The 23,221-nt window shown below is 44.1% G+C and carries 19 protein-coding genes; 5 read left to right on the top strand and 14 right to left on the bottom strand.

The features are described from left to right. On the top strand, positions 1-479 hold a 479-nt coding region (locus ACWI_RS00460), incomplete at its 5' end, for a DDE-type integrase/transposase/recombinase (protein ID WP_139142298.1). A 441-nt stretch (positions 480-920) separates the two neighbouring features. Here the strand turns inward: ACWI_RS00460 and htpG are convergent. From htpG to ACWI_RS00395, 13 genes are all read right to left on the bottom strand, one after another. Continuing rightward, positions 921-2,816 (bottom strand): molecular chaperone HtpG, encoded by a 1,896-nt coding sequence (gene htpG, locus ACWI_RS00455; protein WP_070369475.1) that lies wholly within the window; start codon positions 2,814-2,816, stop codon positions 921-923. 198 nt (positions 2,817-3,014) lie between these two features. Further along, positions 3,015-4,250, bottom strand: a complete 1,236-nt coding sequence (locus tag ACWI_RS00450) for an LL-diaminopimelate aminotransferase (protein WP_070369474.1) — start codon at positions 4,248-4,250, stop codon at positions 3,015-3,017. A 192-nt stretch (positions 4,251-4,442) separates the two neighbouring features. Next, the gene (locus tag ACWI_RS00445) at positions 4,443-5,696 is read right to left on the bottom strand and encodes a diaminopimelate decarboxylase (RefSeq protein WP_070369473.1); all 1,254 of its coding nucleotides are present in this window, start codon (positions 5,694-5,696) and stop codon (positions 4,443-4,445) included. A gap of 1 nt (position 5,697) precedes the next feature. Then, a complete protein-coding gene (locus tag ACWI_RS00440) occupies positions 5,698-6,396 on the bottom strand; it encodes a TrmB family transcriptional regulator (RefSeq protein WP_070369480.1) in 699 nt (232 codons plus the stop codon). A gap of 193 nt (positions 6,397-6,589) precedes the next feature. Beyond that, positions 6,590-7,009 (bottom strand): MORN repeat-containing protein, encoded by a 420-nt coding sequence (locus ACWI_RS00435; RefSeq protein ID WP_070369472.1) that lies wholly within the window; start codon positions 7,007-7,009, stop codon positions 6,590-6,592. A 164-nt stretch (positions 7,010-7,173) separates the two neighbouring features. Beyond that, positions 7,174-7,518, bottom strand: a complete 345-nt coding sequence (locus ACWI_RS00430) for a branched-chain amino acid transporter permease (protein WP_070369471.1) — start codon at positions 7,516-7,518, stop codon at positions 7,174-7,176. Beyond that, complete coding sequence (locus ACWI_RS00425; RefSeq protein ID WP_084633410.1) at positions 7,508-8,257, bottom strand: AzlC family ABC transporter permease; 750 nt, start codon at positions 8,255-8,257, stop codon at positions 7,508-7,510. Before ACWI_RS00425 ends, ACWI_RS00430 begins: the two co-directional genes overlap by 11 nt. 90 nt (positions 8,258-8,347) lie before the next feature. Next, on the bottom strand, positions 8,348-9,736 hold the full coding sequence (locus ACWI_RS00420) for an aminotransferase-like domain-containing protein (protein WP_070369470.1): 1,389 nt from the start codon (positions 9,734-9,736) through the stop codon (positions 8,348-8,350). A gap of 95 nt (positions 9,737-9,831) precedes the next feature. Continuing rightward, complete coding sequence (locus ACWI_RS00415; protein ID WP_070369469.1) at positions 9,832-11,469, bottom strand: MBL fold metallo-hydrolase RNA specificity domain-containing protein; 1,638 nt, start codon at positions 11,467-11,469, stop codon at positions 9,832-9,834. A gap of 69 nt (positions 11,470-11,538) precedes the next feature. After that, positions 11,539-14,004 carry an ATP-binding protein gene (locus ACWI_RS00410; RefSeq protein WP_070369468.1) on the bottom strand — a complete coding sequence of 822 codons (2,466 nt, stop codon included), beginning with the start codon at positions 14,002-14,004 and terminating at the stop codon, positions 11,539-11,541. 196 nt (positions 14,005-14,200) lie between these two features. Then, the gene (locus ACWI_RS00405) at positions 14,201-16,510 is read right to left on the bottom strand and encodes a methyl-accepting chemotaxis protein (RefSeq protein WP_070369467.1); all 2,310 of its coding nucleotides are present in this window, start codon (positions 16,508-16,510) and stop codon (positions 14,201-14,203) included. Positions 16,511-16,804: 294 nt separating this feature from the next. After that, positions 16,805-19,135 (bottom strand): methyl-accepting chemotaxis protein, encoded by a 2,331-nt coding sequence (locus ACWI_RS00400; RefSeq protein WP_070369466.1) that lies wholly within the window; start codon positions 19,133-19,135, stop codon positions 16,805-16,807. Between the two features lie 368 nt (positions 19,136-19,503). After that, positions 19,504-19,908: a hypothetical protein gene (locus tag ACWI_RS00395; protein WP_070369465.1), complete on the bottom strand. Its 405-nt coding sequence runs from the start codon at positions 19,906-19,908 to the stop codon at positions 19,504-19,506. 259 nt (positions 19,909-20,167) lie between these two features. Here ACWI_RS00395 and ACWI_RS00390 point away from each other — a divergent pair, with 259 nt between their 5' ends. Genes ACWI_RS00390 through ACWI_RS00380 form a run of 3 tightly spaced genes read left to right on the top strand, consistent with a single transcriptional unit; the run spans position 20,168 to position 21,686 of the window. Next, positions 20,168-20,845, top strand: coding sequence for a LiaF transmembrane domain-containing protein (locus ACWI_RS00390; protein WP_070369464.1), 678 nt, complete (start codon positions 20,168-20,170; stop codon positions 20,843-20,845). Beyond that, entirely contained in the window at positions 20,842-21,042 is a 201-nt protein-coding gene (locus tag ACWI_RS00385) for a hypothetical protein (RefSeq protein ID WP_070369463.1), read from the top strand. The genes ACWI_RS00390 and ACWI_RS00385 overlap by 4 nt, the downstream gene beginning before the upstream one ends. Then, positions 20,979-21,686: a DUF4097 family beta strand repeat-containing protein gene (locus ACWI_RS00380; protein ID WP_084633409.1), complete on the top strand. Its 708-nt coding sequence runs from the start codon at positions 20,979-20,981 to the stop codon at positions 21,684-21,686. The genes ACWI_RS00385 and ACWI_RS00380 overlap by 64 nt, the downstream gene beginning before the upstream one ends. Before the next feature lie 56 nt (positions 21,687-21,742). On the opposite strand, the gene ACWI_RS00375 is transcribed toward ACWI_RS00380, so the two are convergent. Continuing rightward, entirely contained in the window at positions 21,743-22,378 is a 636-nt protein-coding gene (locus tag ACWI_RS00375) for a flavodoxin family protein (RefSeq protein ID WP_070369461.1), read from the bottom strand. Between the two features lie 175 nt (positions 22,379-22,553). Here ACWI_RS00375 and ACWI_RS00370 point away from each other — a divergent pair, with 175 nt between their 5' ends. Continuing rightward, the gene (locus ACWI_RS00370) at positions 22,554-23,210 is read left to right on the top strand and encodes a YczE/YyaS/YitT family protein (protein WP_070369460.1); all 657 of its coding nucleotides are present in this window, start codon (positions 22,554-22,556) and stop codon (positions 23,208-23,210) included. Positions 23,211-23,221 lie beyond the last annotated feature (11 nt).

Below are 23,221 nucleotides of genomic sequence, written 5' to 3'. Positions count from 1 at the left end.
TTACAGAAATCCCCTGTAAAGATGGAAAACTTTATCTGGCACCCATTTTTGATTGCTATGACGGCAGTATCCGGGGCTTCAGGATGGATGACAACATGCGGGCAGACCTTTGTGTTGAAGCGTTTCAGAACGCCTGCAGAGATGATGGTGCCGAAGGAATGATTCTTCATTCCGATCGGGGCACGCAGTTTACCAGCCAACGCTTTCGAAAGGTATTAAAAAAAGCAAATGCCATCCAGAGTATGAGTGGCACCGGCCGCTGCTATGATAATGCCCGGATGGAAAGTTTTTTCGCAACGCTGAAAAAAGAGAAGCTCTATAAAATTAATACCAAAAGTATGCCCATGGTTGAAGTCAAAACGATTGTTTACCGCTATATCCATTATTACAATCGACGACGAATTTACAGTACAAATAATGGCTATCCACCGCTGGTTTATCGGGGGCTTTTTTTCGACAATCATCAACTCGCTGCATAGCATTCAAAGTTTTGATGATTGTTACCGACGATGAGGGCTGGCTATTCTATAGGGGCTTGGAAAATTCCTTGCGTGTTTTGACTGAACTATTATTGACAATTCCAATTGTTAAAATCATCCTGCTATGCCTTTCAGTTACTGCTATTAGTGTAGCAAAATTGCCAGCACTTGTCAAATAGCACTGGCATCTCGGTAATTGTTGTGATTGAAAATAAGGTAAATTAGCAATAACGTAGTACCGACAATTGTTAGATCATGTTGTTTGCATCAGAGCGGACACGGCGATAGCCTGCGCAAAGGCAACGAGCCAATCACAAGCTGGCTTGTAGTTGGCGACTGCCTGCGACTAATAAGAAATTTATAATTTCTTATTAGTGTCCGATTCTGCAGCAAACAACAGATTAACAATTGATCGGTACGGTATCTCAAGCGAATCTCTGATTACATCAGCTTGCTGATATTTTTGGTAAAGGCCACCACATCGTCCAGTGGCAGTCCGGCAATCAGGCGGGCTTGATTGTAAAGCAGTTCGGTGTAAAGGGCAAATTGCTCGTCGTCGGCTTCATAGAAAGTTTTCAGTTTTTCATAAACCGGATGGTTTTTGTTGATTTCCAGCACTTTCTTGGCCTTCACATCGCCACCCTGGGGCATGGTGTTTAAGGTCATTTCCATTTCAATGGACAGATCCCCTTCAGTGGACAGATAGGCCACGTCATCTTTTAAATGAGCGGTGGTTTTAACCTTGACCACCTCATCACCGATCAGTTCTTTCATTTTTGCCAACAGCTTTTCATCCATTTCGGAAGTCTGCTCAGCATCATCTTTCTGATCTTCTTCCGGTGCCTCCAGTCCCAGATTCTGGCTGGATACGGAACGGAATTCTTTTTCGCCGTATTGTCTTAAGGTCTGAGTGACAAACTCATCAATGGTTTCGGTTAAATACAGGATCTCATAATCCTTGTCTTTGATGATCGAAACCTGGGGCAGTTTTTCCAGCTGGCTGACCGATGAGCCGGTGGCATAATAGATGTATTTCTGGTCTTCCGGCATCCGCTCCACGTATTCCTTGAGGGTCACCATCTTGCCTTCTTTGGATGAATAGAAGAGCAGGAAGTCCTGCAGTTTTTCCTTGTCCTGACCCCATTTATCATAGGTACCCACCTTGATCTGGTTACCAAAGGCTTTAAAGAATTTTTCATAGGTTTCCCGATCGTTTTCCTGCATTTTTTTGAGTTCTTCAGAAATTCGGGAATCGATTTTGCGGCTGATCAGTCGCAGCTGACGATCCTGTTGGAGCATTTCCCGAGAAATATTCAGGGAAATATCTTCCGAGTCCACCACCCCTTTGACAAAGCTGAAGTAATCCGGCAGCAGCTCACTGCATTTTTCCATAATCAGGACACCGTTGGAATAAAGCTCCAGACCTTTTTCATAATCCCGGGTGTAGTAGTCAAAAGGCGCCTGACCGGGAATATAAAGAATCGCCTTGTAGCTCATGGCCCCTTCAATACTGAGGTGAACATGGGCCAACGGGGCATCAAAGCCCAGTCGTTTGTCATGATAGAAATTGTTGTAGTCTTCATCGGTAAGCTCATTTTTATTTTTGCGCCAGATCGGGATCATTGAGTTCAGCACATCATCCGACAGATAGGTTTCGTATTCCGGATTATCGCTGTCTTTGGTTTCTTCTTTAATGCGACTATTTTCAACCACCATTTTAATCGGGTAGCGGATAAAATTGGAGTAATGTTCCACCAGATGACGGATTCGGTAAGGCTCCAGATAATCATCGTAGTTGTTGTCTTCGGTATTTTCTTTGAGATGCAGGGTAATTTTAGAACCATGGGTTTTGCGGGTTCCCGGTTCGATGGTATAACCGTCAGCCCCTTCTGAAACCCATATATAGGACTGTTCGGAATCAACCGCCTTGGTTTCCACGGTAACCTTGTCAGCTACCATAAAGGCCGAATAGAAGCCGACTCCAAACTGACCGATGATGTCGAAATCTTCTTCCATTTCCTGTTCGCTTTTGAAATCGCTGGAACCGCTTTTGGCAATGGTTCCCAGATTGTCGTCCAGTTCCGCTTCGGTCATTCCGATCCCGGTGTCTTCAATGGTCAGAGTACGGTTGTCCTTGTCGGGATGAATCCGGATATAGTAGTCGTCCTTATTAAAGGTTTTATCTTTGTCGGTTAATGTTTTGTAATAAACCTTGTCGATGGCATCCGATGCATTTGAAATCAATTCCCGTAGAAAAATTTCTTTATTAGTATAAATTGAATTGATCATCAAATCCATCAGACGCTTGGATTCAGATTTAAACTGCTTCTTTTCCATAACATACCTCTTCTTCATTTTGTATATTGTTAGCACTCTTTCTGAAAGAGTGCTAACAATATTGTAAGTAACTTTATGAAAAGTGTCAACACTTTTAATGATTTTTTAAGGCTGAGTGACTGCTCAGAGACAAGTAACCGTCCTATAAAAAATGCCCGGACAAGCATTGTTGCCGGGCATCTTTTGTTTAGCAGGATCTTATAATTTAAATTCGGTGGTGAAACGTCGGATCGCTTCTTCAGTGTTTTCTTTGCTGCCGAAAGCGGTTAGTCGGAAATAGCCTTCACCGCTGGGACCAAAGCCCACACCAGGGGTTCCGACAATGTTGACCTCGGTGAGGAGTTTGTCAAAGAAGCTCCATGAATCCATGCCCTCTGGCGTTTTCAGCCAGATATAGGGAGCATTGACACCGCCAAAAACTTCAATGCCAGTACTGGCAACCCCTTCACGGATCAGCTTGGCGTTATTCATATAGTATGCCACCAGAGCCTTAATCTGCGCTTGACCGGCTTCGGTATACACCGCTTCAGCGCCTTTTTGAATGATGTAGGGCACACCATTGAATTTAGTACAGTGGCGACGGTTCCATAGTTTATTGATTTCAACCGGCTCCCCGGCTTCAGTGTAGCCCATCACTTCTTTGGGCACCACCACATAGGAGCAACGGGTTCCGGTGAAGCCAGCATTTTTGGAGAAACTACGGAATTCAATGGCAACCGCTTTGGCACCTTCGATCTCATAGATACTATGAGGGACATCATCTTCCTGAATATAGGCTTCATAAGCTGCGTCATACAGAATAATGGCCTGGTTAGCTTTGGCATAATCCACCCACTTTTTCAGTTCGGTTTTATTAATGGTGGTGCCAGTCGGGTTATTGGGAAAACAAAGATAGATCAGATCCACCTTTTCGGTTGGTAATTGGGGAACAAAGCCATTTTCAGCGGTACAGGGAATGTAGACCATGTCGCTCCATTTGCCATCAGCACCTAAGGTGCCACTTCGACCAGCCATAACGTTGCTGTCGACATAGACCGGGTATACCGGATCGGTGATGGCAATTCTGGTATTCTGACTGAAGATTTCCTGAAAATTGGCAGTGTCACTTTTGGAACCGTCACTGACAAAGATTTCGTCCACCGCCAGTTCAACGCCCCGGGCTTTAAAATCAAACTCGATAATTTTTTCCAGCAGGAAATCATAGCCCTGTTCCGGACCATAGCCCTTAAATGTCTTTTCGCTGGCCATTTCGTCAACTGCGCTATGTAAGCCGGTGATGACTGCTTCGGGTAGCGGTTTCGTCACATCACCAATCCCCAATCGAATGATGTTTGCCTCCGGATTGGCCGCTTTATAAGCTTCCACCCGTCGTGCGATTTCTGAAAATAGGTAGGATCCAGGTAGTTTTAGATAATTTTCATTAATTAATGCCATTTTATTTTTTTCCTTTCGTTATCGTCTCTTGATAATTTAATAAAGTCCTCTTGAAAGAACCGTACCGACAAATGTTAATCTGTTGTATGCTGCAGGATCGAACAGGTCAATGACCTGTTCGCCCTGATGCATACAACATGATGTAACATTTTTAGGTACTCAGTTTTTTAATATTAGTGTTACTATTTAAAACTACTTTTTCCACTTGGAAAAATCCAGGGTGGCGAAATAGTCCGCTGGGGTTTCAGCCCGACGGATCAGTTCGGTGCTGCCATCTTCTTTTAGCAGTACTTCTGCAGAACGCAGCTTGCCGTTGTAGTTGTAGCCCATGGCAAAACCGTGGGCCCCAGTATCGTGAAGAACCACCAGATCACCGATATCAATTTTAGGAAGCTTGCGGTCGATGGCGAACTTGTCGTTATTTTCACATAAGCCCCCGGTGACATCGTAAACGTGATCCAAGGGGGCATCTTCCTTACCCATCACGGTGATGTGATGATAGGCCCCATACATGGCCGGTCGCATCAGGTTAGCCGCACAGGCATCAAGACCAATATATTCTTTGTGGGTATGTTTTTCATGGAGGGCAGTGGTAATCAGATGACCAAATGGTCCCAGTACAAAACGGCCGAGTTCAGTGTAGATGGCAATATCGCCCATGCCAGCCGGTACCAGTATTTCTTCAAAGGCTTTTTGAACGCCCCGGCCGACTTCATAAATATCGGTGGGTTGCTGATCGGGCAGATAGGGAATCCCAACCCCACCGGACAGGTTGATAAAGGCAATGTGAGCCCCCGTTTCCTGATTCAGCTCCACCGCCGTCTGAAACAGAATCCGGGCCAAAGCCGGATAGTATTCATTGGCAATGGTGTTGCTGGCTAAAAAAGCATGAATTCCAAAATGCTTAACGCCTTTATCTTTTAAGATCGCAAATCCTTCTGACATCTGTTCCCGGGTGAAACCATATTTAGCCACCTGGGGAGTATCCATAATGGCGTTATCGATAACAAAGTCGCCACCGGGATTAAAGCGGCAGCTGATCGTTTCCGGCAGTCCTGCCACCTCTTCCAGAAAGTCAATATGGGTAATATCATCCAGGGTAATCAGGGCATTAAGCTTTCGTGCTAAAACAAAATCTTCCCGAGGCGTCACATTGGAGGTAAACATGATATCCTCACCAGCAAAACCAACTGTATCTGACATCATCAGTTCCGTATAGGATGAGCAGTCAACCCCACAGCCTTCTTCTTTTAATATCTGCAAAATAGTCGGGTTGGGCGTCGCTTTAACGGCAAAGTATTCTTTATAACCCTTATTCCAGGAAAATGCCTCCTGGAGGTTACGAACATTTTCGCGGATACCTTTTTCATCATACAGATGGAATGGAGTTGGGTATTGTTTGACAATTGCTTCTAACTTTTCTTTGTTAACAAACGTTTTTTTCATATTATTGATTTCCTTTCGTCATTTCAATCAGCTTTATTTCATTTTTCATCGCATCTTTAAACAAATCCACCAAATTCTGCTTCCGGGAGTAAAGGCAGGTGGAATACTCGCCATTATTGATATCTCCAGTAAGGACATTGGTTGAATCGGCAATCAGCCGAATCTGTTGGAGGGGTTGATCGGAACGATGAATAATCGTTCCTGCCAGCGCCCAGGCTCCATTGGTGATGATCACCATCTTGATGCCCCGGTCAATCGCTGCTTCTATATCCGGGGTTACGGTTTCCAGAATCTGACCAGGTACCGAAATGTATACCCGCTCCCGGGCTTCCAGAATCATATTGCGCAGTTTATTAAGGATATTCCCTTCTCCTTTGATGGTGATATAACCTTCCACCGCATCCCGTTTGCGGGGAATGGTATCAATCAGCTCCTGCCTGGCAGCCTGGAGCTTTCGAATCTTATTGTCACAGAATTCAGAAATAGCTACCGGGGTATAACGGATGGTTGCTTCCTCGATCACGTAAGCCCCCCCTTTTTCTACCAGGGACGCCAGCGAGGTATAGGCATTGGATCTTGAGATACCGGTCGTCTTGGCCACCTCATACCCGTTCAAATCGCCTTCGGACAGCAGGGTTAAATAAATCACCGCCTCATGGCGGGTCAGCCCAAATTGTGTCAGTCGTTCAACTATCTCCATAATCATCAGTCCTTATTACTAGTCTGTTGGCACTTTTACCATAACACTTTAATCACCAGTTCCGTTTTTTAACGTGTGCAATATATAGTGTTCCTACTTAGTAAGTCTACACTAGTTTGTCGCTGCTGTCAAGAATGATTATAAAAAAACAGCATGAAAAAATCATGCTGTTTTAAATCACTGTCTCGATTACTTACGGCCCCACGTATTGATCATTGGCAAAAGTTCCCACATAAGTGGTTCCGTCAGCCATGGTCAGCGTACCTTTTCCATGCATCATGCCTTCTTTAAACTCCCCCACATAGGTGTTGCCCTGATCCGTCTTGGTTCCGTAACCATCCAGCTTGCCATACTTCCATTCGCCCTGAAATTTTGTTCCCTCATATCCAGTGGCTGTCCCCTGGCCATGCAGCTTGCCATCCTTCCATTCGCCTTCATAGATCACATTCTCAGAATACTCAAACTTGCCGTAACCGTTCGGCATGCCATTTTTCCATTCTCCGGTATAGACGCCACCACCAAAAGTATGGGTGCGAACGCAACCACTGGTTATCAACAGCAGACTTGACACCATTAATAACGTAACTAATCTTGAAATCATCTTTGTGCTCATTTGTTCCCCCTATTTTTTTGCATCCTTTTCTGCTGTCTCAGCTAATCAAGAATTATGATTTCATTATATCGCATCGAGAGCAGTTAATAAATATTAAAACGGCTCGTTGGGTAATAATTTACACATTTTTCTGATCAACCAAATAGATGAAGTCACCCAAGCAGTCAGCTGCCGATCAAAAACAGCGTTCGAATTAATACCATATACAGTCCTGTTCCGGCAGCAATGCTTAAAAAAACATTATTTCTGAGGCAATGAACAATAATCACCGCAGCCACACTTAATAGCTCTGCTAATCCATAGGGATAAGCAGTCAAAATCGTATTTCGCAAACAAAAAACCACCAATATAATCATGATTGCTGCCGGTAAAACCGTTCCCAGATAGCTGACCGTATCTGGTAATTTTTTTTTGCCGCCAAAAAACAGGAACGGCAGTGCTCGGGTAAAAATCGTTACCAGCGCTACCACTGCCAATGCTTCGATGGTGCTGATCCAGTTAGTATTCATAGATGATCTCCTCCGCCCCATCAATTGACGCTGGCTTACACTCTTTTACCGGTTGCATTTTTTGTCCAGCTGTTAATCTCGGTTTCATCATAATCAGCACCAGCACACTGAGGGTTAAGGCTGGCAAAATAAACTGATTGGGGCCCAGAATAGTATAAAATACCACGGCGCTGATTAACCCGGTAAGAGCTGGCCAGTGTGAATTCATCGACTTCCACTGATTCATGCAGACGGTAATAAAAAAAGCCGTCGCAGAAAATTCGATTCCAGTCAGATCATAGGGGATCAACTGTCCAAATAGAGCCCCTGCCAGACAGCTTAAAATCCAGACCAGATGCAGAATCAGGGTTATATAGAAATCACTCTGCCGGGCATCCACATCCACTGGATATTTAATATTACACAGGATGGAGTACACCTCATCAGTCAAGGTTACAACCATATATGGATACTTTCGTCCCATCTTCCGGAATCGCTCAATAAAGGCAAGACCATAAAAAATATGCCGGGCATTGACAAAAAAAGTCATCATCGCAATGGTACCCAGTGAAGCGCCAGCGGTAAGCAGCGAAACCATCACGATCTGCATCGATCCGGCATAAATAAAAAGACCCGAAATGAGTGACCACCCCGCGGTATAACCCGCCTCATCCATCAAAACGCCAAAAGCGATCCCAATAAACAAATATGGAAACAACACCGGAATTGTTTGTTTAAAAGCAAAAATAAAACTCTTCATGAGACACCCCCTTACTATTTAGTGCGATTTTTGCTTTATTTTAACACGCAAAAATACGCCATACAATAAATTAAATGTATGGCGTACAAATTAACAGCAATCATCCAGAAGGTTTTTTAATATGATCAGTCCCTGTTCCAATTCAGCCAGGGTTTCCGGAGCACAGACCGACATCCGGACTGCCCGACTGGGGATACTATTGCCGACGGTAAATCGCTCGGCACCGTAAACCCGAACCCCCTGCTCCATTGCCAGCGCCTCAAAAACAGATCCGGTTATCGTCCCAGGCAACTCCAGCCACCGAAAGATGCTGGTTTCGTCGCCGTGACAGAGATAGTCGCTGAGGGTGCGATTTACCAATTGATTGCGCTGTCTGGCATTTTGCTGATGGCTTTTAATAAATTGATCCAGCTGGCCCGAGACAATAACCCGGGCTGCCAGCACGGCCATTAGCGGCGAAACGGAGATATTGAGGTTATACAAAGCCTTTGATACTTGTTTGCGATAGGCCTGGGGCACCGACAGATAGGCCATCCGTAAACCGGGTGCCAGGGTTTTTGACATACTGGCGATATAAATGGTCTGCTCCGGAGCAAAGGATGCCACGGCTGGCCGGGCATTTTCTGCCAGTAAATGATAGGCCCCGTCCTCGATGATAAAAATATTCTGCTCTCTGGCAATCTCTGCCAACGCACGACGACGGTCAATGGACATCGTATGAGTGGTGGGATTGTGATGATCCGGAATCAGATAAATCCCCTTAATGTTTTCATTGCGACAGCTATCCATCAGTGCATCACCATCCATTTCCCCATCACGATGACGAATGGGAATCAGCTGTATCCCCAACATTGAAGCAGTCGTTTTAAGCCCGGAATAGGTGTGGGGATCAGCTCCGATTTTGTCACCATGACGGCATAGTCCAGCCAGAATGGCTGATATGGCGTTTTGACCACCGTTGGAAAACAAGATGTTTGCCGGTGCTGGACAAAATCCTCCTTTTTCCATCAGCTTCACTGCCGTATCTTTCAACCAGATATTTGCGTTGGGTCGGCTGTAATTAAATAGTTTATCGGCATCAGCTTCGTTAAGCATATCTTTCAAACAACCAATGAGTGGCGAAAAGGTGGCTGTATCCGGAAAAACTGCGCCCAACTCAATCAGATTCCGGGGTTTATCATCTGGCAGCAGATAAGCATTAGCCAGGGCATCGAAGGACACAAAGGTGCCACTCCCGACAGTAGCACTGAGGAGCCCTTTTAACTCACAAACCTTGCAGGCCTTGGAGACGGTGCTGACATTAATATCCAGAAAATCTGCCAGTTCCCGCTGCGGTGGCAGCTTTGTTCCCGGTAAGAGCTTCCCGGTTTTGATGTCTTGCTCCATTTGCCGGGCCAGGGAGAGGTACAAGGGTTTTACCTGATGATTCAGGACGGGTTTCCAGGACATTGGATAATCTTCAAATGAATTAACTGGCATGGCTCTAACTCCTTTAAAACACTATTTTTCCCATTCTATCGAAAACCCCTGCAAACGTCAAGTTGGCAGGGGTTTTCTGGTTTAATCAAATTATGTTAATTTTTAATCATGATTTTTAATTCTTCGCAAGTTTTTTTAAGATCTCTAGTCAGAGCCTCGAGGTCTTCCACTTTTTCATCTGGAAATGCCTCACTCATCGCTACCCCAGGAATAGCCAGCAAATTATCCAGTTCATCATGGATGTCGCCCAGATTATCCTTTAGTTTATTGATCTGATTTTTTAAATCAATCCGTTCTTTGATTCCGTCCACCGTCAAAGCATCGTCATCCAGGCTGTATTCGGATACATCCTCAACCACCGTACAGTCAAAACCCAAAATTCTTTTTACTGTATTGGCAAAGGTTTTTTTTGCTTCTTCTTCCCCGTGCACCAGGAATATTTTTTTAGGTTTCTCTTTAAATCCTGACAGCCACTTCAGCAGATCATTTTTATCGGCATGGGCTGAGAATCCTTCCAGAAAATATATTTCGGCACTGACATGAATACGTTCACGGAGAATGCGAACGTACTTTTCACCACTGATAATTGCCCGTCCGGTGGTGCCTTCTGCCTGATAGCCGACAAAAATAATGCTGGATTTCGGTTTCCAGAGATAGTGTTTCAGATGATGTCGAACCCGACCAGCATCAGCCATTCCGCTGGAAGAAATAATGACCTTCGGTGAAGCATTCTCATTGAGGGCCTTGGACTGATCGATGCTCTTTGTAAAATTGAGATTTCTGAAATAAAAAAGTTCCTCGCCATTTTTGATCCGCTCTTTGATTGCATCATTGAAATAATGGGCATTTTTCCGGAAAATGGCCGTGGCATCAGTGGCCAAAGGGCTGTCAACATAGACGTTTACCTTGTCCAACTGATTCTGATGAAACTCATGATGGTCATAAAACAGTTCCAGTTCATGAATCAGATCCTGGGTTCGCCCCAAGGCAAAGGCCGGTACTACCACCGTGCCACCCCGGGCAACTGTTTTAAAAATAATTTCAAGGAACCGCTTGCCACTTTCCTGTTGCGTTTCATGGGCACGATCACCGTAAGTCGTTTCCATGATCAGATAATCTGCCGCTGCAATCAGGGTCGGATCATTGAGCATTCGCTGGTTAACGGCTCCAATATCTCCGGAGTAAACCAGCTTGGTGGTTTTTCCACTGTCCTCAATCCACATTTCGATGATGGCAGCACCCAATATATGGCCAGCTTCATTGAGTCGAATCTTGATTCGGGAATTGATCTCAAAACATTGCCCATATGCTACCGGAAAAAAATACTGCGAGCAGCGGGCCGCATCTTCCTCGGTGTACAGCGGTTGAACCTGTCGTTGTCCGGAACGGCTTGTTCGTTTATTTATCCATTTCGCATCCATTTCGTGAATATTGCCGCTGTCCTGAAGCATTATATCGGCTATTTCGGCGGTTGCCCCGGTACAGTAAATTTTCCCGGTAAATCCCTGTTTAACCAGCAACGGAATCCGGCCGCAATGATCCACATGAGCATGACTTAATAGTATAAAATCAATCTCAGCCGGATCAAAATCAAAGGCCTGATAGTTTAATTCTTCCAGTGCTTCACTCCCCTGAAACAAACCGCAGTCCAGGAGAAATTTACTGTGATCGGTGGTCACCAGATGACATGAACCAGTGACAGACATCGCCGCTCCTAAAAATTTAATTTTCATTTTCTTACTCCTGTTCGTGTAATTTCCAATTCAAGCAGGTCACATTTTTTATAAGATTAAAAACTCTATTTACAAGCCCGCATTTTTTCTTGCAACACTTTCCAATGCGGTGTTAAATCCCTGGAGTTTTTTATTGACACAATCATAGATACTCCCATCCGGATAGTTTCCATCTGCATCCATTTTTCCTGCTGGAATACCCGTCAGAATTTCCAACCCCTCTTCGATATGGTTGATGGCATAAATGTTGAAGCGTCCCTGATTAACTGCCTCGATTACCTCATCTTTTAACATCAGATTAATGGTATTGCTGGCAGGAATTATTACACCCTGGTCTCCGGTTAGTCCAGCCGCCTGACAAACATCAAAAAAACCTTCGATTTTTTCATTGACACCCCCAATGGGCTGGATTTCACCGCGTTGATCAACCGAACCGGTAACAGCAAGGCACTGTCGGATACCAACCCCAGCTAAACTTGATATGATCGCATAGAGCTCGGCACTGGAGGCACTGTCCCCCTCGACGCCATCGTATAATTGTTCAAAAGTAATCTGGGCTGTCAATCCCAGTGGCTTATCTTGAGCAAACTTCCCGCCAAGATATCCGGCTAGAGTCAATACGCCCTTGGAGTGAATATTACCGCTCATTTCGGTTTCCCGTTCGATGTTCACGACCCCACCATGCCCCACATGAGTAATTGCTGTAATCCGGGAAGGTAGCCCAAATGTATAACCACCGGTCTGAATGATAAACAATCCATTAATCTGACCCACTGTTATTCCCGTAGTGTCAATGATAATTCGTCGATCCGCAATCTCTTCTTGAATTTTTTCTTCTAACCTGTTAAACCGATAGTTACGATCATTGATGGCCTTTTTCACATGGACCATGCGCACTGTCTCGCTGCCGTCTGATTTTGCCCGGGCAATGGATTCATAGATAACCTCCCGGACATCACCAAATCGGGTTGACAATTTTTTCTGGCTTCCCGCCAGTCGTGATCCGTATTCAATGATACCTGCCAAACCGGTCTGATCAAAACAATGAACATCTTTTTCCTCGCAAATTCCACTGACAAAGGAAACATACTTACGAATATTCTCCTGACTACGAGGCATTTCTGAATCGAAATCGACTTTCACCTTAAAAAGCTCCCGGAAATCCTCATCGCTGGAAAGAATCAGATAGTAAAGCGGACTACCAATGAGAATGACCTTAATGTTGAGTGGAATTGCTTCCGGTTTTAACGTAACCGTCGGAACAGTTCGATATTGCTCCCCAATATTTTCAACTACTGCAGCTCTGTTCCGGAGCATTTTTTTTAAAACATTCCAGACAAAGGGATCAGTCAGTAAATCTTTTGCCTGCAAAACCAGATACCCTCCGTTGGCCAGATGAACGGCTCCAGGTTTCACCATGGTAAAATCGGTATTAACCAGAAATAGCTGGCTTTTATACTCAATTTTTCCAAAGATATTGTAATAATATGGATTCGGCTCCGTAATAACTGGTGCCCCTTGCAAATTTTCATTATTGATAAATAAATTGATGCGATATCGGCTATATGGATCTGTTTCACCCTGACCGGTAAATCCAGTGAATGTAACTGGACTGTCACCATCGCTCTCCTGATGATTTGATTCATCCGACTGATGATTGGCAGGAAGCGTTTCCTGATTGGTAAAAATACCATATCGATCTGCCACATCATGTAAAACATTATCAAGATACTCAACAATTCGTGAGGACGCCTGATATTTTTCCTTTAATGTAACAATTAGTGGCTCAGCCCCACGATAGACCGTTTCTCTGGTCAGCTCAATAATTTGAGCAGTCATTTTTTTTTCGGCCTGTTGACCATCTGCCAATATTCGTTCCAACTTTTTGACCAATAGATAACGCTTTTCATTTATTATATTGCGCTGTTCATCACTCAGATTACTATACTCTTCAGGTTGATACGGGCGGCCATCGTAAAGTGGAATAAACACAAATTTCATCCCCACCGTTTTGACACCAAAGCCATCCTCAAATGCTTTCTGGTTGATGATCATCACCAGTTCTTCCATTTTAAGCTGATAGGTGTTAAAGATCCGATCTTTTTTGAGTTCATAATCGGTACTTTCAAAATTTTTCCGAATAGCATTTTTAAGTTCAAGGATCAGCTTGTCCATATCCTTCTGAAAGATCCGGCCACTCCCTGGTGGCAGTGAAACCGCCAATGGTTTGTCCTTATTGCTGAAATTGTAAATATAACACCAGTCATCAGGAACCGGGCGTAGGGCTGCTGCCCGATTAACGACATCATTGGTATACTCGCTTTTTCCCGTTCCAGATGGACCAACTACAAAAATATGATATCCATCATCGTCCATGGCAATACCAAATTCCATGGACTTTACTGCCCGTTCCTGTCCGGCAATCGCATCCAGGGGCGATACGTCCAGGGTCGAATTGCAGAATTTCAATTCTTCTTCGTTGCAGACTTTTTTTTGTTTATCTATGGGTACCCGATACTGATCATGGATTTTCATATCCTGCCACCTTTCCAATTTTGAATGCAAAGAAAATCAACAGTCTCTTTTTAGTTAAACCTTTTTTATATTAATATCCAACTTGTTTGAAATTACGCAAGTTTTGCAAATAAAAATACACCATAGACGCATTTTGTCTACGGTGCATTTGGTTACTACTTAAGGGTTTATTCTAATTAATCATCCGTTAATTGATCTATCGCAACTGGAACTGATCAATCATCTGTTTTAACAGAATCGACTGGCCGGAAAGCTCTTCGCTGGCGGCTGCACTTTCTTCTGCTGTAGCCGAGTTCTGCTGGACAACCTGAGCAACCTGTTCAACGCCCATGTTAATCTGAGCAATGCCAGTAGCCTGTTCGTTGGATGCTTCGGCGATGTTACCGATCAAATCATTGACCTGGGCAATTCCGGCCACAATTTCATCCAGGGCACTGGCGGTTTCATCAGCAATTTTGGTACCTTCAGCCACCTTGCTGATGGAGCCTTCAATTAAGCCGGTTGTTTCTTTGGCGGCATCGGCACTGCGGGCAGCCAGTGTCCGAACTTCTTCGGCCACCACCGCAAAACCTTTTCCGTGCTGTCCGGCCCGAGCCGCTTCCACTGCCGCATTCAGGGCCAGAATATTGGTCTGGAAGGCAATATCATCAATGACCTTAATAATCTTGGAGATATCTTCAGACGACTTGTTGATCTCCACCATCGACTGCTGCATTTCCGTCATTTGATGGTTACCTTTGTCGGCATTTCCCATCACATCGGTGGCCAGTTCTCTGGCTTTATTGGCATTGACGGCGTTATTCTTGGTTTGATCGGCAATCTCCGTAATCGAGGCCGTCAGTTCCTGAATCGAGCTGGCCTGCTCGGTGGATCCCTGGGCCAGCGCCTGACTGCTGTCGGATACCTGGTTGGCCCCGGCATTAACCTGCTCTGCGGCATGATTAATGTCACCCAACAACGAGTTCAAGGTTCCAATAATGGTATTGAGGGCATCCGAAATCGCATTGAAATCGCCGCCAAAGGCACTGACATGATCCAGGTTCAGATTACCATTGCTGATTTCTCCAGTAACCGTGGCTATTTCGGTGACGATCGTTTTAAAATTACTGCCCATTTCGTTGACCGCTTGTTTTAGTACATCAAAACTCCCCTGGTAATAGCCATCAACAGTCACATCCAGATTGCCTTTGGCAATCGCATCCATTACCGTTGCGACCTCTTCCATCGGTCTGGCCATTACCGCAAGTATGCCATTCATTCCGCCAATCAGTTCGTTCCATGAACCACTGAACTTGGTTTCATCAGCCCGAACGTCAAGATCGCCCTGCATGGCCGCGGTGGTTAGAATGATGGCATCACCAATCAGGTTATCAATGGATTTTTTAACCTCACGCAGATTAGTTTCAATCGCACTGAACTGCTCATAAATCTCACTGGTATACTCATCGGGTTCCTGAATATTCATATCAAAATCAAGATTCCCTGCTGATAAGCGTTGTAAATTTTCAGCCAGGCGGTTGATTTCGACTTCAGCATATTTATTCGCACTCATGGTTCCCGTCGTGTTAAATGACGTTTCTACATAACCAATGGTCTGACCCTTTTTGTCGATAATTGGTGTTGTATCCATTCGATAATGCCCGCCGCGATATTCAAAGGGAAACTCAATCCTCCCAGTTTTGCGGTATGCTTTTACACCGCAATCCTCGTTTTTACACATATCCAGATTCGATTTACAACAGTCATCACCATAAAGTGATTCCCGACTCCCCTCTCTCCCGGTCGCAATTCTCAGATCCTGAAGCGTTTTATTAATAAATGTCCATTTCAAGTCCGTATCGACAACGGTAATCCGGTATGGCATGGCATCCAGAATCGCCTGAAAGAAATCACGTTTGTCAGCCAGGGTTTGTATAGCCCGATTGACATGTTTGATCCCTTTATTATAATCGCCCATCATTTCAGGCGTCTGATAGTCTTCCTGGTCGGTCTCATTTTCCACCAGTTCGGGGAGCTGCATCAGATAGTCATTTAGCATCTTCATGGTCGACTGGATTGTCAACAGGTTGTTCCCAATGATATCTTGATCCGATGACAGAATAACCGGTTCCGACAATTCGCCCTGAGCCAATTTTTCTGTCATTTCTGAATGCAACTTCATTTTGTCAGCAATCTCAAAAAGTGCTTCCGCCACTTCTCCCAACTGATCCTGGGCGTTTTCTGCTTTGATCGCTGCTGCCATATCACCACTAGCCAGCTGATTGGCTGTTTCAGTCAAACTGGTTAACCGGTCTGAAAGCCCCTTTACGCTAAGGACACTCACGCCAACCATGACGGCGATACCAATTGCGAAAATTACTACCAGACTATTTTGAACATCTGCAAACCGTGGCAAACTCTGACTGGCAACGGTCATCGCTATGCCCGCCGTTATACCAAAAATCAGGATCGCCGGTAGAACTACCGTCTGAATAATTTTTGACAGCAAACTCTTTTTTTGTCCCATCCTATCCTCCTATGATTAACAATTTTCAAATAAGTAATTCGTCTTCACCACGTTTCCTGGAAAGATTATACCCATAAAACAATCTTGCAATCGTTGCTGTTACTCTTCACAGCCCAGGTATTCAGCCAGCATCATTTAAAAATTGGTTTCATTATATATGAAATTTCTCGTAAACTCAACTTCAATTTTTGTTTCTTTAAAATGTTCTATCAGCTTTGTATTAAACACAATTAAAAATGACGTTAGCAGCATTTCCTAACGTCATTTCCAATTAAATAGTTATTATTTGGTCATTTATCGCAACTGAAACTGGTCAATCATCTGTTTTAACAGAATCGACTGGCCAGAAAGCTCTTCGCTGGCTGCTGCACTTTCTTCTGCCGTGGCCGAGTTCTGCTGGACAACCTGGGCAACCTGTTCAACGCCCATGTTAATCTGAGCAATGCCAGTGGCCTGTTCGTTGGATGCTTCGGCGATGTTACCGATCAAATCATTGACCTGGGCAATTCCAGCCACGATTTCATCCAGAGCGCTGGCGGTTTCATCAGCAATTTTGGTACCTTCAGCCACCTTGCTGATGGAGCCTTCAATTAAGCCAGTTGTTTCTTTGGCGGCATCGGCACTGCGGGCAGCCAGCGTCCGAACTTCTTCGGCCACCACCGCAAAACCTTTTCCGTGCTGTCCGGCCCGAGCCGCTTCCACTGCCGCATTCAGGGCCAGAATATTGGTCTGGAAGGCAATATCATCAATGACCTTGATAATCTTGGAGATATCTTCAGACGACTTGTTGATCTCCACCATCGACTGCTGCATTTCCGTCATTTGATGGTTACCTTTGTCGGCATTTCCCATCACATCGGTGGCCAGTTCTCTGGCTTTATTGGCATTGACGGCGTTATTCTTGGTTTGATCGGCAATCTCCGTAATCGAGGCCGTCAGTTCCTGAATCGAGCTGGCCTGCTCGGTGGATCCCTGGGCCAGCGCCTGACTGCTGTCGGATACCTGGTTGGCCCCGGCATTAACCTGCTCTGCGGCATGATTAATGTCACCCAACAACGAGTTCAAGGTTCCAATAATGGTATTGAGGGCATCCGAAATTATACTAAAATCACCGCCGAAATCACTGACATTGTCCAGGTTAAGATTGCCTTTGCCAATCGCCTCGGTAACCGTCGATATTTCCCCAACAATTTCCTTGAATCCCGCCCCCATTGAATTGACTGACTCCTTAAGCTCCTCAAAACTTCCTTGGTAAGAGCCTTTTACCGTTGCTTTCAGGTTGCCGCTTGAAATCTGATCCATCACTACCGAAACCTCTTGAAGCGGCTTTGATATTTCACCAAGGATACCATTCATCCCGCTGATCAATTCCTGCCATGAGCCATCAAACTTTGTCTCATCCGCCCGGGTACCCAGCTGTCCTTCAATTGCAGCATGGGTCAGTTTGCTGGCATCATCAATCAGATTGCCAATGGTGCCTTTCACCTCTGCCAGGCTATCCCCAATTGCCTTAAACTGCTCATAAACTTCGCTGGTGTACTGTCCTGGTTCATCGACCTGTAAATCCAAATCCAGATTACCTTCAGATAAACGATGAAGATTTTCAGCCAGTCGCATGACCGCATCGCTACGATAATTATTCACACTCATAACCGGAGTGATATCATGGGAGACATCCACATAACCAATCTTCTCGCCTTTTCGATTGATCAGATTCATGGTATCCATACGATAATGTCGATCACGGAATTCAAAACGATGCTCAGAATAACCCAGCTCATTGAGTCGCTCACCACCAGCGTTTAACGCTTTAACCCCACAGTCTTCGGTGTGGCACATTTCCAGATTACAGGAGTTGCACGGAACCCCACGAATCTCTTCCCGAGAACTGGCTGTCCCGGTCAGTTTCATAAGATCTTCGAGAATTTTATTAACAAAAACCATATTCATATTCTGGTCAATTGTTGTAATCCGATAAGGTAAGGCATCCAGAATGGTTAAATAATATTCCATATTGGTGGAAACTATTGCCATGGCCTGATTCACGTGAGTGATGGCTTTTTTATAATCACCAGCCAGATTATCTTCGATACGACGATCAAAATACTCGTTTTTTTCAACTAATTCCGGCATTGAGACAAGATAGTCAAGCAGTTTCGTCATCGACTTTTGTGCCGCTAACAAATCATTTCCCAACAGGTCATTACCCGATACTAAAGAAATATCCTCTGTTAAATCTCCAGTCGCCATTTTCTGAGCCATTTTTGCATAAATTTTATTATTCTCTACAACCAAGGACAAGGCTTCTGAAATGGCACTCAACTGATCCTGAGCGTCACCCGACCGCAATTTGACATCAATATCTCCATCCGCTATTTTTTGTGCGGCTTCAGCCAGATTGGTTATTCTGTTTGACGAATCCTTCATCCCTAAAACAACGATGCCGATAACCACTGCTAAACCGATTACATAAACCAGCAATAAGCTGTTTTGAATCTCTGAGAACTGCTCAAAGCTCTGACTTGTAATGACCATAGCAATACCTGCGACAGCACCAAATACTAATGCTACCGGTACGACAACTGTCATCAGGATCTTTGACAATAAACTCTTTTGATTTTTCATACGCTTTCTCCTTAAATTTTATACTCATTTAAAATTAATCTAACTGCCCATCACAGTTCCAGTCTGTGATCAAACCGGAAAGGACACATCATGTAAGAAACACGACAAGGATTATCTTTCATGATTTAGATTCTCATTTGGTCACGAATAATATTATATCGGATAATTTACGAAATCACAATTATTATTTGACTTTCACAAACATTCTAAGTGATTCCACTACTCTATTATCGTCAGTTTTCAGCCAAACATTAACTTAATTTAAATTTAAGTCAAAAGCAAAAAACGGCCTAAACTTCTTTTAAAAAAAAGAGCTGAAACAAATTCAGCTGGTTTTTTATAATCAGATAACATCTTTCTTTCGTTTTTTAATGGGAACTGCTGTATACCAACTCGTTTTTTTCAAAGTCAAACGTATTGTTAATGTGTCCCAGAATAATGAGTACTTTACTCAGATTCTCAAAATACACAGCATCATACTTGGCGCTCCCAATGTCAAATCCCTTTAACGTCGGTAATAATTCTTCAGCACGATCATGATTGCTTTCCACCGTGGTACACAATTTGTAGAGCTTTTTAAACTGATATTCCTCCACCACATAGAATCGGCCGTCATCGACGCCATTTTGAATGTTCTCTAAAAACCAGCGATGAATCTGATTAGTTTTTTTAAACCGCCCCATCACTTCTGAAGCCACTGCCCAAGGCTTTAGCCGCAATTGTTTGAGATCCACACCCTTGTCACATTTATATAAAACACTCTCTAAACCCATGTTGTCTCCCTCCACTTAGCAATCGATCTTGCTTTTTTAGTAATGCACACAATCAGTGAATCTCACCAAATGAACCAGCTTATTTAAGATTCTGATGTTATCGCATTTGTCTTTCTACCATTTTACCTACCCCTTTTCATTTAGTCAATTATAAATAACATCGTTTTAGTTTATTTTTAAATTATAATCGGTGCCGATGAATTTTATTTCGTTCAGAGTCATGTTATAATATAGAAAACTGTGAAGTAAGGAGAAAAAAATGAGAAATCGAGTCGGAAACTTGTTATGGGGACTTCTGTTGGTCGTTATTGGCCTTGGTTTTGCCGGAAATGTGTTTGGCCTTTGGAATTTTGAATTATTTTTTACTGGCTGGTGGACCCTGTTTATAATTGTTCCCTGTGCCATTAGCATGGTTCAAAATGGGATTCAGCTTTGGAATACCATTGGACTGGGTATTGGGGTATTACTTTTTATATCAGCCCGGGGTTATTTTGATGGGTCGCTACTGGTCGATCTGATTTTTCCAATTATTATCATTGCCGTTGGTCTGAGCATTATGTTTAAAGATCGCCTCAGCAAAAATGCCAAGCTGATTCAAGGCATGACTAAGGATGGTCTCCCCGAATATTCTGCTGTTTTCGGCGGTCAGGAGATTAACTTTCCTGGCGAAGAATTTAATGGTGCTAATTTAACTGCGGTTTTCGGGAGTGTCTCCCTTGACCTAAGACAAGCGATTATCAACCAGGACATTTATATTTCTGCCACTGCCGTCTTTGGCGGCGTTGATCTGTTGGTTCCCAATAATGTCCGGGTAGAAATGTCGACAACACCGATTTTTGGCGGCGCTTCGAACAAAGCCAATCAACCATTAGGCGATAATCCTCCGACTATCTATATCAACTCCACCAATATCTTCGGGGGGACAGAAGTCAAATGAATACCAATCACACATGGATTAAATACCTGGCCATTGCCTTTGGTCTGGTTCTGGCATTAGGAATCATCTCCAGTATTGTCAATGGCGGCGTGGCTCTTTTGCGGGGTTTTGGATTTATCGATAATCGCCCCCCATCACTGAACAAAATAGTCATAGCTTCAAGCAGGATTTCAGTGGTAAACTGGAGTCCGTTCTGATCAAATTTGACGCCGGTAGTATTACCCTGCAAAGCGGCGACACTTTTCAAGTTGAAGGTACAAACATTCCGGCAAGCTTAACTGCCACTCTGAACAATAGCAAACTTGTCATTGAAGATCAGGAAAATACCAATATCTTGCCGAATCTGATCGGCAAAGATAAAGCTCCCAATCTTGTGGTGACAATCCCTCGTGACACGCATTTGAAAAAAATGGAACTTGAAATCGGGGCTGGACGTGGCGAATTATTAGAAATTATCACCGATGAACTGATCCTCAAACAAGGCGCTGGAGAAATTGTCGCAGACCAGCTTCAAGCCGATTCCGGTAAACTTAACGGCGGTGCCGGTGCTGTTCATTTTACCGATGTTCAACTCAATGACTTTGCGATCAAAGGTGGTGTCGGACTCATAGATATTCAAGGACTGGTTACTGGCGATCTGGAAATCGACTGTGGCGTTGGCCAGACCAGTTTAGATATCAACGCCAGTGTGAACGACTATTTTATTACCGCTGACCAGGGTATTGGCCCCATTACCATTAATGGTCAAAATCTTTCAGAAACTGGTACTGGATCAAAATCTGCACCGCATCACATTGATATCGATGGCGGGGTCGGACCAGTTAACTTGACCTTTAAATAGCCCATGAAAAAACACGTTTAAACGATTGTCTAAACGTGTTTTTTAGTGAATCTGACTTATCTGACAAAATGCATATACACTTTTTTATAAGGGTTCGGCTCGGCCACAACCCCCTTGCCATTTTCGATCAGGCGCATCAACCAAACCATATTGGCAGCTGTGACCTCAATGGTCTGAGCACCTTCAGTATCCTGGGAGGCTTCTCCCGCAGTCCGACCATGAATAACATTCCAGTAGTTACCAGTAGCCATAACCATTTCGGAGTAGGTGATATAGTGATTTAATTGATCAATGCTTGCCACCCCACCAGAACGTCTGACGGCAACCAGGGCGCCAGCCACCTTGTGACGAAACAATCCACCATTGGCGCCAGCAACATAAAAAGCTCGATCCAAAAATGACTTCATATTTCCGCTGATGCCGGAAAAGTGGACAGGGCTGGCAAAAACAATCCCATCAGCGGCCTTCATTTTTTGAATTCCTTCGTTGACAACATCTTTGGTAAAGATACACTGCTCGTTTTTATTTTTTCCACAGGCATTGCATCCCGTACAGCCTTGAACCGCCTTCATCCCAACGTTGAAAATTTCAAAATCGATGCTTTCTTGAGCAAAAATATCACCCGCAATACTAAGCGCCGTAAATGTATTTCCTTCACCGTGAGGACTGCCATTAATACCAATTACTTTCATTTCTTACCTCCCAAGCATTATGCTCCAGCTATTCTATTTGTTGTTAGTATACCACATTATTTTTAAAGTAAACAAGCAGTCAACTGCTTGAAATCTTTCAGATTAGCAGATTTTATTGTTTGACCACGAATTGTTTTGTGTTATACTGGGAACATTATTCTATCAGGAGGGCATCATGACTGGCTACATTGTAAGATTTATCAAACTAAATTTTGGGCTCTTTCTATATGGATTGGGAATTATTGTGACCATGCGGGCAAATGTCGGTTATGCTCCCTGGGAAGTTCTGCACAGTGGGATCAGTCAAACCCTTGGGGTCAGTATCGGGTTGGTGAATACCGCCGTGGGCGCCCTCATTGTTGCCATTGTATTCATGCTGGGGGAAAAAATTGGACTTGGCACTATTTTTAATATGTTCATGATCGGACTCTTCATGGATCTGATCCTTTATTTAGATTTCATCCCACTTTTTGACAACTTCTGGATCGGTACCCTGGTACTCATTATTGGTCTTTTTATAATTTCACTGGGTACATACTTTTATATTTCATCAGCCTTCGGCGCTGGTCCCCGGGACAGCCTGATGGTGGCGGTAACCCGTAAAACAGGACTGCCAGTGGGCCTTTGCCGCGGCATTTTGGAAGTCAGTGTTGTTTTTATTGGCTGGCTACTGGGTGGAATGGTTGGTTTGGGAACGGTCATTTCGGCCTTTGCCATTGGTTTTTGTGTACAAATCACCTTTAAATTGGTAAAATTTGACCCCACCCAGGTAAAACATGAAACCTTTGGCGTAATGTTTCACAATTTGCACAACCTCAAAAAACACGATTAAACCGGAACGCT

The sequence above is a fragment of the Acetobacterium wieringae genome (assembly GCF_001766835.1).
Classification (GTDB): domain Bacteria; phylum Bacillota; class Clostridia; order Eubacteriales; family Eubacteriaceae; genus Acetobacterium; species Acetobacterium wieringae.
Note: the sequence above shows the minus strand (reverse complement) of the source record. Positions and strands in the feature narration are given on the sequence as shown.